Origin of the sequence: Dehalogenimonas etheniformans (assembly GCF_014672715.2) — a bacterium.
GTDB classification, from domain to species: domain Bacteria; phylum Chloroflexota; class Dehalococcoidia; order Dehalococcoidales; family Dehalococcoidaceae; genus Dehalogenimonas; species Dehalogenimonas etheniformans.
The window spans coordinates 147,577-160,117 of sequence record NZ_CP058566.2 but is presented as its reverse complement, the minus strand read 5'-3'; the positions used below and the strand labels follow the sequence as shown (position 1 = coordinate 160,117).

At 55.5% G+C, this 12,541-nt stretch carries 13 protein-coding genes; 7 read left to right on the top strand and 6 right to left on the bottom strand.

The features are described from left to right. Nucleotides 1–5 precede the first annotated feature (5 nt). The 3 genes from HX448_RS00865 (at nt 6) to HX448_RS00855 (ending at nt 3,778) form a co-directional block, all read left to right on the top strand. Nucleotides 6–374, top strand: coding sequence for a VOC family protein (locus HX448_RS00865; RefSeq protein ID WP_102331228.1), 369 nt, complete (start codon nt 6–8; stop codon nt 372–374). A 3-nt stretch (nt 375–377) separates the two neighbouring features. Next, the gene (locus HX448_RS00860; protein ID WP_102331227.1) at nt 378–1,829 is read left to right on the top strand and encodes an MFS transporter; all 1,452 of its coding nucleotides are present in this window, start codon (nt 378–380) and stop codon (nt 1,827–1,829) included. Nucleotides 1,830–1,924: 95 nt separating this feature from the next. Next, nucleotides 1,925–3,778, top strand: a complete 1,854-nt coding sequence (locus HX448_RS00855; RefSeq protein WP_162485912.1) for a fibronectin type III domain-containing protein — start codon at nt 1,925–1,927, stop codon at nt 3,776–3,778. 18 nt (nt 3,779–3,796) lie between these two features. Here the strand turns inward: HX448_RS00855 and HX448_RS00850 are convergent, their stop codons facing one another. After that, the gene (locus HX448_RS00850) at nt 3,797–4,438 is read right to left on the bottom strand and encodes an MBL fold metallo-hydrolase (protein ID WP_102331225.1); all 642 of its coding nucleotides are present in this window, start codon (nt 4,436–4,438) and stop codon (nt 3,797–3,799) included. Between the two features lie 126 nt (nt 4,439–4,564). Between HX448_RS00850 and HX448_RS00845 the strand changes: the two genes are divergently transcribed. The 4 genes from HX448_RS00845 to HX448_RS00830 all read left to right on the top strand — a co-directional run bounded on the left by HX448_RS00845 (nt 4,565) and on the right by HX448_RS00830 (nt 8,081). Beyond that, a complete protein-coding gene (locus HX448_RS00845; protein WP_162485911.1) occupies nt 4,565–5,080 on the top strand; it encodes an RDD family protein in 516 nt (171 codons plus the stop codon). A gap of 110 nt (nt 5,081–5,190) precedes the next feature. Beyond that, nucleotides 5,191–6,654 (top strand): glutamate--tRNA ligase, encoded by a 1,464-nt coding sequence (gltX, locus tag HX448_RS00840; protein WP_102331223.1) that lies wholly within the window; start codon nt 5,191–5,193, stop codon nt 6,652–6,654. A 66-nt stretch (nt 6,655–6,720) separates the two neighbouring features. Continuing rightward, nucleotides 6,721–6,984: a hypothetical protein gene (locus HX448_RS00835; RefSeq protein ID WP_226846792.1), complete on the top strand. Its 264-nt coding sequence runs from the start codon at nt 6,721–6,723 to the stop codon at nt 6,982–6,984. 107 nt (nt 6,985–7,091) lie between these two features. Then, nucleotides 7,092–8,081 (top strand): radical SAM protein, encoded by a 990-nt coding sequence (locus HX448_RS00830; protein WP_102331221.1) that lies wholly within the window; start codon nt 7,092–7,094, stop codon nt 8,079–8,081. Between the two features lie 153 nt (nt 8,082–8,234). Here HX448_RS00830 and HX448_RS00825 read toward each other — a convergent pair whose 3' ends face one another. The 5 genes from HX448_RS00825 to dxr all read right to left on the bottom strand — a co-directional run bounded on the left by HX448_RS00825 (nt 8,235) and on the right by dxr (nt 12,431). Beyond that, complete coding sequence (locus HX448_RS00825) at nt 8,235–8,372, bottom strand: hypothetical protein (protein WP_190259884.1); 138 nt, start codon at nt 8,370–8,372, stop codon at nt 8,235–8,237. A 67-nt stretch (nt 8,373–8,439) separates the two neighbouring features. After that, entirely contained in the window at nt 8,440–9,018 is a 579-nt protein-coding gene (locus HX448_RS00820) for a hypothetical protein (RefSeq protein ID WP_102331220.1), read from the bottom strand. Nucleotides 9,019–9,138: 120 nt separating this feature from the next. Further along, nucleotides 9,139–10,203 carry a flavodoxin-dependent (E)-4-hydroxy-3-methylbut-2-enyl-diphosphate synthase gene (gene ispG, locus HX448_RS00815; RefSeq protein ID WP_102331219.1) on the bottom strand — a complete coding sequence of 355 codons (1,065 nt, stop codon included), beginning with the start codon at nt 10,201–10,203 and terminating at the stop codon, nt 9,139–9,141. Nucleotides 10,204–10,241: 38 nt separating this feature from the next. Continuing rightward, nucleotides 10,242–11,303 carry a M50 family metallopeptidase gene (locus tag HX448_RS00810; protein ID WP_226846790.1) on the bottom strand — a complete coding sequence of 354 codons (1,062 nt, stop codon included), beginning with the start codon at nt 11,301–11,303 and terminating at the stop codon, nt 10,242–10,244. Further along, nucleotides 11,304–12,431 (bottom strand): 1-deoxy-D-xylulose-5-phosphate reductoisomerase, encoded by a 1,128-nt coding sequence (gene dxr, locus HX448_RS00805; protein WP_102331218.1) that lies wholly within the window; start codon nt 12,429–12,431, stop codon nt 11,304–11,306. It lies immediately after the preceding gene. Nucleotides 12,432–12,541 lie beyond the last annotated feature (110 nt).

Sequence of the window (12,541 nt, the reverse complement as noted above, 5' to 3'; positions counted from 1 at the left end):
GCATGATGAACAGAGTTATCCATTTCGAGATCCCGGCGATCAAGGCAGATCGGGCGGTTAAATTCTATGAGACGGTCTTCGGGTGGAAGATAGAAAAATGGGCGGGTCCCATGGACTATTGGAACATCACCACCGGCGCCGATAAGGAACCGGGCATTAACGGCGCCATTATGAGCGTCGACGGCGCCATCAAGCAGGTGGTCAACACCATAGGCGTCAAGAACCTCGATGAAGCCGCCAAAAAAGTGTTAGCCGCCGGCGGCAAACGCGTCAGCCCTGATCAGACCGTTCCGGGCATCGGTTATTTCGCCTATTTCACCGACACCGAGGGCAACCCTTTCGGGCTAATGCAGAACGATCCCAAAGCCAAGTAGGTCATGCTGCCCCATTCTGTGCTACCGCCCGCCGCCGGGGCCTCAGCGCGCCGCGGCGGGCTCATTGCGGCCATCGTTGCCTCCTTCCTGACTCCCTTTATGGGTTCATCGGTAAACATCGCCCTGCCACCTATCGGACAGGAGTTTTCGCTCGACGCCGTCGCTTTAGGCTGGGTCGCCACTGCTTACATCCTGGCCGCGGCGGTGTTCCTGTTGCCCTTCGGACGTTTGGCCGACATCATCGGCCGCAGAAAGATATTCATCGCCGGGTTGGCCTCTTACACCGTGACTTCACTCCTGGTGGCGTTCGTTCAGAACGGCGGCCAATTGATCATCATGCGGGTGTTCCAGGGTGTGGCCGGAGCGCTTCTATTCGGCACCGGCATGGCCATCCTGACCTCGATTTTCCCGCCATCGGAGAGGGGCAAAGTACTCGGCCTTAACGCCGCTGCGGTCTACATCGGGTTGTCGCTCGGACCGACGATAGGCGGCGTGGTGACCGACGCCTTCGGCTGGCGGGGCATCTTCCTCCTGAATGCGGGCCTTGCGTTCTTCGCGCTGATGGTTGTGGTGACTCAACTCAAAGCCGAGTTCCAGGAATGTAAAGGCGAGGCCTTCGATATGAAGGGCGCCATCGTTTATGGCCTGGCTCTTTGCGCCCTTATGCTGGGATTTTCCGAGTTGCCTGATAATATCGGTTTCATTTTATTGGCGGTCGGCGCCGTCGGCTTGGCGGTTTTTGTTTTGCTTGAGTCGCGCATCCAATTCCCGCTCCTTTCGGTGAGGATGTTTCGCCACAACACCGTTTTTGCCTTGTCCAACGCGGCGTCTTTGATTAATTACGCGGCAACTTTCGCCGTAGGTTTTCTGCTTTCTCTGTACCTTCAATTCGTCAAAGGATATTCGCCGACCGATGCCGGCCTCATCCTGGTTGCCCAGCCTATCGTGATGGCCTTGGTCTCTCCCTGGGCCGGAAAGAGCGCCGATAAAGTCGGGGCTCGATTCTTGGCGTCCCTCGGCATGGCTATCTCGGCGGTAGGCCTGGCAATGTTCATCTTCATCGGTAACGATACGTCGATGGTATACGTCATCGGCGGGCTGGTGGTTCTAGGTCTCGGCTTCGGCCTTTTCTCTTCGCCCAACACCTCGGCCGTCATGGGTTCAGTTGAACGGCGGCAATACGGCGTGGCTTCGGCAACTTTAGGCACGACCAGGCTGGTCGGTCAGATGTTGTCCCTGGGCATCGCCATGCTTCTATTTTCTATTATTATCGGTCACGTCCGCATCTCTGCTGCGGTACACAACGAGCTTGTCTCCAGCCTTCGGGTAGCTTTCGCTATTTTCACAGGACTTTGCGCCGTCGGCGTTTTCGCCTCGCTCGCCAGGGGCAAAGGAACTCCGGTCGCCGTACCCCCGGTCTCGTCCCAGGTTGGTGGCGGCAAACCTCAGTCCTAATGCGACCCCAGAATTATTCCAATTGACGAGAGCCGACCCCTACAATTACAATCCTGCGCGTGAAGAATTGTAACTTGGGTCGCGGGATCGCTTCTGTGCTCGTTGCCCTCGTACTTTTTTCTCCGCTTGCCACCCAACCCATAAGCGCCGCCGATAGTGCCTGGTCCGACCTGCCGATGCCCCAATCCGTCGGAACTGTGGTCGACATGGCGGTGTCGCCGTATCAAACCAGCCTGGTATATCTGCTGGCTTTCAACAACGGCCACAAGGTCTGGCGTACATTCAACGATGGCAGCGCCTGGCAGCTTATTTATCAGACCGGAAGCGCCGGCCTTTCCAGTATCGATCGCTTCACCCTTGCCCGGAATGGGACATTGTTGATCGCCGGGGGTTCTGCCAACGGCCCCGCTTGTCTAAAGTCGATCGATCAGGGTCAAACTTTCACACAGTTCACCCTTCCGGTGGCTATCGATTCGACCGCTGGTTTTGGGGCACTCAGCGAGCAGAGTTTTTTCTTCACTTCGTTCGACGGCTCCAGGTCGAGAGTCTGGCGGACTGCTGACGGTTCTGCTTTTGAAAGCACGATCATATCAGCGACGCCGCTTACGATCCTTGAACTTTCTCCCGGTTTCGCCGCCGATAATAACCTGATCGCAGCCGGCGCCGACGGCAATTTTTATCTTTCGACCGATGGCGGCTCACACTTTTCAGCCCTGCAGCAATCGCCCCTCGTCGGTGAGGTTTGCCTGGCGTTTTCCGCGGATTACTCCGCCAGTAAGTATATCTATGCCGCTTCAACGAGCGTAGGTTCCGGAATCTGGCGCATGAAGGTCGGGGAACCGGCCTGGACCCGGATTGATGCCGGCTTGCCAAACGGAACAATGCTCAGCGATATCGAAGTCTCTGTAGGAGGGATCATCTACGCTGCTTCAAGCAATCAGGTCAACGCTTCAAATGGCGGGTTGGTCAAAAAAACGGTGTTTAATTCGTCATGGGAAACCGCCCGCGACGGTTTGCAGACAGGGACTACATTGTGGGGTCTTCAATCGCGAGGCAGCAAGCTATATAGCCTGGACACGGCCAACAATCGTATAGTCGTCTACAACGATACACTTGCCTCGCCGGTTGAACTGTTATCGCCCCAGTCCGGGTCACCGGGCATTGGTACCTTTGCGGCTGGAACGATCGGAGGTATCGATATCGTCTGGCGCAACCCGGGCGGCGCCACGGGTTTTCAATGGCAAGTCAGCGACTCTTATGACATGTCCATAATTCGTTTCGAGAGCACGACTGCGACGGAAAGTGCCAGGTTAAAAAACCTTGATCCGGGAACCACCTATTATTGGCGCGTCCGCGCCGTCACCCCTTCATTGAGTCCTTGGTCGGCGGTCTGGAGTTTCACCACCGCCCTCGGTGCGCCGGTACTGACGACACCGGCAATCGGTTCCACGGTCCAGATCCTGCAGCCGCCTTTTCAATGGCAGCCGTCAACCGGCGCAAAGTCGTATGAGTTGATGCTGTCCACATCCGCCGACTTCAGTAATTTGACTGCCTTTGCCACTGGCATCGGCGGCAATGCCTGGCAGCCGACATCACCCCTTATACCCTCGACGGGCTATTTTTGGAAGGTTCGGGCTATCGGAACAAACACCTATTCGCCTTGGAGCGCGGTTTCGGCTTTCACCACCTCCGCGCCACCCACCACCTCAGCCGCGCCTACCAAGACCGTTTTACCGACGACGACACCCGTGCCAACTCAGACAACGACTGCAACGGCACCGCCCTTATCAACTTCAGCCCAAACGCCAGCGCCAACTCAATCAATTGCGCCGCCAATCACCACTCCATCGGTCCCCGGATTGCTGATTGGAATCCTAATTGGAATGGGTTGTTTAAGCGGGTTTATGGTCTCGATGATAATCAAGACGAGGAAACAGCGACGGGATTAGGTTCCCGGCGCTGGTGGATTATTGCGCACCCGCCTCCAGCACCACCACCTGTGTCGGCAGCGGCAGGTTGGCTTTTGTGACTACCAATTTGGGTTGCGGCACAACGCCGCTGGAACCCATCTCGCCCAGGAATTTCTCGACCGGTTCAAGTTCGCGCGTGCCCTGCGGTAGCTTATAGTGCATCGGTATAACGATGGCCGGTTCGATCTGCCGCACCAGTCTGGCGGCGTTATTGGCGTTGAGGGCACTCATGTCCCCTACCGGGACTAACAGGATATCTACGTTGCCGAGTTCTTCGACCTTGCTTTCGGTCAGAGGTTCGCCCAGGTCGCCCAGGTGACAAATCACCACATCATCCACCGACACGACGAAAATGACGTTCCTTCCTCGGAGCAAACCCTTTTCGGAGTCGTGGAATGAGGGCAGGCCGATGAGTATGGCGTCCCCGATCTCGTATTCCCCCGGGCGTGACACCACCCGGAAATCCCCGGTTACCCCTGAGGTATAGTTATGCCCGTTGTGCTGGTGGCTGACGGTCACGATATTGGCCGTCTGCTTGCCCAAGGTAAAACCCAATTCAGGGGCGAACGGGTCGGTAATCACCGTGGTGTTTTTACCTTTGATCCGGAAACACGAATGGCCGAGATACTTAATCTCCATACCGCGATTATAACATGGGCGCCTCGGCGGGATAAAGCTGGACAATGAGCGTTTCTATAGCCTTCAAACAACATCCGTTGTATAATGTGCCACGATTGTAAATGTGTCCCAAGGAGCGACGCCTTAATGCCTGAGCCAACTAAAGGCACCATCGCCCTGGAATTCGCCGGTTTTTGGAGGCGGTTCGGGGCTTATGTCATCGATGCCATCGTCCTCGGGGCTATTTTTGCCGTTCTGGAGCCGCTTCTGTGGCCGGATTTCGGCAAATTTTTCAATTTCACCACCAGTTTTGACTCCAACTACTGGGTAGGCCAGTTACGGGCATTGGCTAATGTCATTTCGACCATCTTGAGCGGAATATATTTTATCGTCTTCTGGGTATGGCGTGGGCAGACTCTCGGCATGATGGTGGCTGGTGTCAAGGTCATCCGCACCGATGGAACACCGATTGATACAGGGCGGGCGGTTGTCCGTTACCTGGGCTACCTCATTTCCATCATCGCCGTTTTCCTTGGCTTCATCTGGATAGCCTTCGACGCCCACAAGCAGGGCTGGCACGATAAGTTGGCCGAGACTTATGTGGTGAAAATTCCGGCAGTGCCTGAAGCCCATGCGGCTACCCCACCCACCGCTGCCGCATAAAATAAATTCGAAATCCGAATAAAAATGACCATTTGGATTCTAGTTTTTGAGATTTTGTATTTGTTTCAGATTTCGAAATTCGTGCTTCGAATTTGATAATTGAGGAAAAGATGAACGATTTAGCTAGAGTAAGATATGCTCCCTCCCCCACCGGTTATCCCCACGTGGGCAATATCCGCACCGCACTTTTCAACTGGCTGTTCGCGCGGCACAATGCTGGCAGTTTCATCGTCCGTATAGAGGATACCGACCAGGCACGTTATGTCCCCGGCGCCGTTGAAGCCATCCTCGACGGTCTGAGATGGCTGGGTATGGATTGGGATGAAGGACCGGAGAAAAACGGTGCCTACGGACCTTATTTCCAGTCGCAGCGGCTCGATAGATACAAGGCAGCGGCAGAAAAACTCATTGCCAGCGGCCACGCCTACCGATGCTATTGCTCATCTGAGAGGCTGGAGCAGATGCGCGCCGCGCAGGAGGCCGCCAAGGTACCCACGGGGTATGACCGGCACTGCCGCGACAGGTGCGAACTTGGTCCCGAAGGCGTCACCCCGGTTGTGCGTTTCAGGATGCCACTTGAAGGCCGGACCTTTTTCCACGACATCATTCGCGGCGAGGTCGCCTTCGAAAATGCCCTGCTCGACGACTTCGTCCTCCTTAAAAGCGATGGCTTTCCCACCTACCATCTGGCCAATATCGTGGACGACCACGACATGGCTATTACCCACGTCATGCGGGCTGAGGAATGGCTGTCCAGCACCCCTAAGCACATCCAGTTGTATAAGGCCATGGGTTACGAGCCCCCTCTTTACGCCCACCTGCCTATGATCCTGGGTTCCGACCGCTCCAAGCTCTCCAAAAGGCACGGCGCCGTATCCATCATCGATTACAAGAACCAGGGCTACCTGCCGGAGACGATGGTTAATTTCCTCGCCCTCCTCGGTTGGTCTCTCGATGCCACAACCGAGATCATGGATGTCAAAAAGATCATCGAGAATTTCTCCCTCGAGCGCATTTCCAAAACCGCCGCCATTTTCAACATTGAGAAACTGGATTGGATGAATGGTTCCTACATCCGGTCATTGTCACTTGATGAGTTCACTGATCGAGCCCGGCCGTTCCTTGAAGCCGGCGTTCCCGAGGCTGCGGCTTACGATCGCGATTATGTTAAGAATGCTCTAGCCCTGATCCAGGAGCGGGTGAAAAAGCTGGGTGAACTCCGGGACCAGCCGGAACTGACCCGCTTCTTCTTCTACCAGCACCTCGAGTACCACGCCGTAGATCTGGTGGGCAAGGGCATGACCACAGCCACCACCCGCCAGGCTCTCCAATCCTCGCAAGACCGCTTAGAGAAACTGGATGAATTCGATATCGAGAACATGGAAAACGAAATGAGGCCGCTGGCGGCGGAGCTTGGTCTCAAACCTGGCCAGCTATTTGGCTGCCTACGCGTGGCAGTCACCGGCCAGAGCGTCTCTCCGCCGTTGTTCCAAACAATGGCTGTTCTCGGCCGGGAGCGGACTCTGTCGCGGATCCATGAAGCCGTTCAGAAGACGCATGAACTGGCGGAGTGAGATAGTTGCAACGGCGACTTCAATCGGGTTAAATATTAGGCAACCCGTAACAAGGAGGCCCCGATAATGGCCACTCTCACCCGCCAGGACGCCTTGAACTGGTTGGTCAAATACGGCATCATCCCCTACTGGGATTCTATCGACAACAAAGTCCTTTTCCGTAAGGCTGAAGTCAAAAAAGGCTCGGTGGAATCCGTCAGCCGGGACACCGAAGAAGAGGTCTGGCCCGGCCTTATCAAGTTGCTTGCTTTGAAAACTGAGGCCGATTGCCTCCTGGTGCGCCGGAGCGTCGAGCAGGCGCTAAAAGGACAGGGCAAACTTATTACTTAATCTTCAATCGAGCCCCGTCAGGGCAATAATCCATGGGTGGCGGCGGACGGTGTTCTTTACCCGGTTCGGCAATTCAAAAGGCGACCGTCCACCGTTGAGGCTTTAATTTGGCAGATCTTCCCCGATACATTGAACTCTTTGAATCCGGCGAACTTGAGCGCCGTGTCATGGCGCTCGATGCCCGTCTTGAATGCTGCAACATTTGCCCCCGGCGTTGCGGCGCCAACCGCGTTGATGGCGAGATCGGCTTATGCAACGCAGGTAAGCTGGTAGCTGTTGCTTCGGTCTGCGCCCACCGCGGCGAGGAACCCGCCCTTTCAGGCACCAGGGGCTCCGGCGCCATTTTCTTCGGCAACTGCAACCTCAGGTGCGTCTACTGTCAGAATTTCCAGATCTCCCAGGACCCGGCCGGCCAGCGCCACCATGAGATCACCACCTCGCGATTGGCTAACCGAATGCTCCACATTCAGAACGACCTCGGCTGCCATAACTTGAATCTGGTTTCTCCTACTCATTACGTACCTCAGATAATGAGGGCCCTTTTAGAGGCCGTCCCACAGGGTTTCAGGTTGCCTATTGTTTACAACACTAACGCCTATGATGAGCCTTCGACCCTTCAAGAACTCGATGGCGTGGTGGATATTTACCTGCCGGACCTGAAATATTCTTCCAACACAATCGCCATGCAACTTTCGGACGTCGCCCATTATGTCCAAAGCGCGCGATCGTCGATCAAGGAAATGTACCGCCAGGTGGGCAACCTTCAAATCGACGAAGAAGGGCTCGCCGTCAAAGGCCTGATAATCCGTCATCTAATTCTGCCCAACGACCTTGCAGGTTCGGAAGACTCGCTTAAGTGGATAGCCCAGGAATTGTCCCCCCAAGTAACGGTAAGCATCATGTCCCAATATTTCCCCCGCCACAAGGCGATGCAGATGCCGCCCCTCGCCCGCAGCATCAACTCCGCCGAACACCGCCGCGTCATCAACATCGTTGATGTCCTGGGCATGGAAAACGGCTGGATGCAGGATGCCGGCTCCCAGGAATATTACTTACCGGACTTCAACGCCGAAGGCCATCCCTTCGAACGCTCCTGATCGGCCGTTCGTGGTGAGCCCGTCGAACCATTAGCGGTCTCATTTGTTAGTTGAAAATTAGACGGCCAACCATGATCGGTTTGTTTGTTGTGTTCTGAAAAAAAAAGAAGCCCCGATATTATCGGGGCTTCTTTTTTAACCGAAGTGAGTGTTTTAGCCGCCGCGGCGCTTGCGGTTGCAGAAGGCGAACTTGATCTTAAGGCCGGAGACCTCGTCCTTCTTGTTGACGCCGGCAGCAAAATCCTTCAACGCGACGGGCTTTCTATCGGCGGCGAGTACTTTTTTAGCCATTTTTTTAACTCCAATTTGAAAACTGACTTAAGATTATAACACACCCGGTGATTCGATTACCAAATATTCAAGTCGAGCCGCTCGCCTTCACGCCTTGCCGGATCTCTTCCATGGTTCTCGGCTTGAATTCAGGCTTCTGCAGCAGTTTCACAAGCTCTACGCGTTCGCTGCCCCAGTTGAACCAGATCGGCACGCCGCGTTCTTTGAAATGGATCATCGAACGCCGGGTGAAATCTTCGAAGGAGTCGCAGTAAAAGCCGCGCCGCTCTGTTTCCTGCCGCAGGTACGGCAACAGCTTGTACCAGCACCGTATCGCTGTCGGCCCGCCGAGCGTTTCGATAGCCAGTTGCTGGTTGATCTCCCTATTGCGAGTGACCGCCCCGAGCAAATTCAGCCAGTCCACCAAGTGATCGAACCGCACTCTTTGATAATCTGCCAGGGTCGCCCACTGGTCTGGTTTTACCGAGTAGATGCTGCGGATGACTGCCTTGAACTCATCGCTTCGGAAATCCCGGAAAAGGTCGATAGCCAGCTTGGCGTCGTCGCGGCGTCGGAATTGAAGATATTTGACGATACCGATTATGAAGCCGACGGTGAGCACTGCCACGGAAATCGATGTCACCGCCTGCCAGAACGCGCTATCCACCTTTACACCTCGCTGAAACCCGGCTGTCGTTGCGAGTCCTTCCCAAGAAGGACGAAGAAGTCCCGATGTTCCGCCAGATTCACGACTCCTTTTTGAGTCGCGGTCAAAAGCGGCTATATTCTAAAAGTTTTCAATCTCTTTTAAAAGCGCGTCGAAGAAATCCGCTTCGGCCACCACCCGTATCTTCTCGCCCCGCCGGAAAAGTATCCCCTGCCCTTTGCCGCAGGCAATGCCGACGTCGGCGTCTTTGGCCTCGCCCGGGCCGTTCACGGCGCAGCCCATCACCGCCACCTTGACCGGCTTGTCAATGGAGAGGAGAGCGTCGGCGATCTTCTCTGCCAGGTTGACGACATCGGCCTCGGTCCGGGAGCACGACGGGCAACTCACTAGCGTCGGACCTTTTTGCCTCAGATCCAGGCTTTTCAATATCTCGTAGCCTGCAACGATCTCTTCTCTGGGATGTGCTGTAAGAGAGACCCTGATCGTGTCGCCAATGCCCTCTGATAAAAGAGCTCCAATCCCCACCGCCGAGCGGATTATTCCGGTTCGCGGTGTTCCCGCTTCGGTCATTCCGAGGTGCAAGGGGTAGTCGACCATCCCGGAAATCATGCGGTAGGCAGTGAGAGTCTCAGGGACATCGAATGCCTTAAGCGAAATCTTGATCAGATCGAAATCGAGGCTTTCGAGAAGCCGGACCTGCCCCATTGCCGAATCGACCATTCTTTGATGGAGCGGCTTATCGGGTTCAAAATCCTCCGGCAGAGAACCGCCGTTGACGCCGATGCGTATCGGCACCTTTCGCCCTTTGGCTGCTTCGACAACCTGTTTAACCCTTTCCTCCCCGCCGATGTTGCCCGGGTTTATTCTCAGCCCATCTACTCCGGCGGCGATCGCCGTCAAGGCCAGGCGATAATCGAAATGAATGTCGGCGATAACCGGAATCGGGCTCCGTTTCTTAATTTCCCGTAGAGCTTCGGCTGCCTGTGCATCGGGCACGCCGCAGCGGATGATCTCGCAGCCAGCCTCCGCCAGGTCTGTGATCTGGGCAACGGTCGGGGAAACATCTCGGGTGTCGGTCTTGGTCATTGACTGCACACTAATCGGTGCGTCTCCACCCACCATCACCCCACCGATGTTGATCGCCTTTGTTTTTCGCCTCTGGTTTTGTGTTTGGGATTTTGTCATTTGTGTTTATTTAGGATTTAGATATTAGGATTTGGGATTTATCCGCCGACAATTCTAACAATATCCTGAAACGTTACCAGCAGTATTAAACCGATCAAAAGTACAAATCCAATAAAGTGAATCTTCCCCTCGGTTTGCGGATCGATTCTCTTGCCCCGCCTCGCCCACTCGACCACCACGAAGGCGATCCGTCCGCCGTCGAGTGCCGGTACAGGCAGGATGTTCAGTATCGCCAGGTTGAGCGATAGAAATGCGGTGAATTCCAGCAGCGGCCCGAACCCCGCCCTCGCTACCTCACCGGTCATTTGGGCAATGCCCACCGGGCCGGCGAATTGAGCCGGCGCGCCGAAGATCAGGGATAAAATGCTGTTTTTAAACAGCACCATGGTCTCGCCGGTTTCCCGGAAACCGGAGGAGATCGCGGTGAAAAAGCCATCATGGACTTTGGTGACCACCACATCTGTCGTCTGAGTCTCGATTCCCACCGCCCCCTGCCCCGCAGGCGGATTCCAGCGCGGATTCACGGTGACGTTCACCACCGTACCGTCGGCTTTTTGGATCTGCATCGGCACCGTTTCACCCAGATCGAGGAATATATATCTGCCGAGTTCGGCGTTGTTTGCTAATTGCCGCCCGTTGAAGCTCAAAATGGTGTCCCCGACCTGCACTCCCGCCACCTCTGCCGGTGAGCCCGCTGCCACTGCCAGGACTTCGATTTTGCCAGTGGCTATCTGGTGAGGAAGTGCGAAAACTACCGTAAACAGGATAATCGGCAGTAGAGCGTTTACAATTGCTCCAGCCGCAAGAACGGTGATCCTTTTGGCGTGACTCTTCGAGGCTAGGGCACCCGGCGCAGTCGGGTCTTCCTCACCGGCTAGCTTGACGAAACCACCTAGCGGCAGTAGGTTGACCGAGTATTCGGTGCCGCTCTTGCCTTTTTTAGCAAACAATCGAGGCGGATAGCCTAACCCGAATTCATTGACTTTCACCCCGAAAATCCGGGCGCTGAAAAAATGGCCTGCCTCATGTGACAGGGTTACGATCGCCAGTACCAATGCGAACGCCGCTATTGTGAACAAAAAACTCAGAACGCTCGACAACTAAAGACTCCTCGCCAATTCGGATACTCTCTGCCGCGCCCAATTTTCAGCGTCGGCTATGTTTTCTAACGACGGACCGCCCGCCGGGATATGTTCTTCAAGGGTTTTCCCCACCAGCCGGGCGATATCGCCGAACTTTATCTTGCGGCTCAGGAACAGCTCAACCGCCTCCTCGTCCGCCGCCGAAAGCACCGCCGGGAAGGTTGCACCCTTTTTACCGGCGCCTATTGCCAGTTTAAGGCACGGGAAGCGTTCAAAGTCCGGCGCCGAGAAGTCCAATCGACTTATCTTCGGCCAATCCGCCCTTGGGAGGTCTGGAGTTTCCCAGCGGTCGGGATAGGATAGTGCATATTGGATCGGAAGGCGCATATCCGGCGGCGAAAGCTGGGCCTTGACTGCCCCGTCGGCGAATTCGGCCATCGAATGAATGATCGATTGGGGATGGATCACCACTTCGATGCGTTCATACGGAATGCCGTAAAGCCGGTGCGCCTCGATGACTTCCAGCCCTTTGTTCATCAGCGTCGCCGAGTCGATGGTCACTTTCTTCCCCATTTTCCACGATGGATGGGCCAGCGCCTGTTCCGGCGTCACCGATTCGATCTTTTCGATGGGGTAGTCCCTGAAAGGCCCGCCGCTGGCGGTCAGAATCAATTTCTCCGGTTTGCTGGTTTCTCCAGTCAGGCACTGCCAAATGGCTGAATGCTCCGAGTCCACGGGTCTGATTTGAGCGCCGTGGCTTTTGGCCTCGGCAAGCAGGATCTCACCCGCGGCGACCAGGCATTCCTTATTCGCCAGTGCAATGGTCTTTCCAGCCCCTGCGGCCGCCAGAGCGGGACTCAATCCCGCCCCACCCGGTACAGCTACCAGTACAATATCCACATCCAGGTGCCTGGCCATCTCTTCGATAGGCAGGCATAACGAATTTCCGCAAACTAGATTGTGGCCTCTGCAGGAGATGAATCTCGGTTTGAATTCCGCCGCCTGCTTCTGGAGGAGATTGACATTCTCTCCCGCCGTCAGAGCGATGATGGATATCTTGTCGGGGTGTCGCCGTGCTACGTCCAGCGTTTGTTGCCCGATGCTGCCCGTAGAACCGAGCACGGCCAGGCGAATGGGTTTCATCATTACGGAAACATAATACCGTAAACGGGGGTATCTGGGCTAATTCGAGTTTTCCGCCCTCCGTTCCTAGTGCCCGTCCCGACCTCAGCCTGATAGGTTGTTGAACCGAGAGC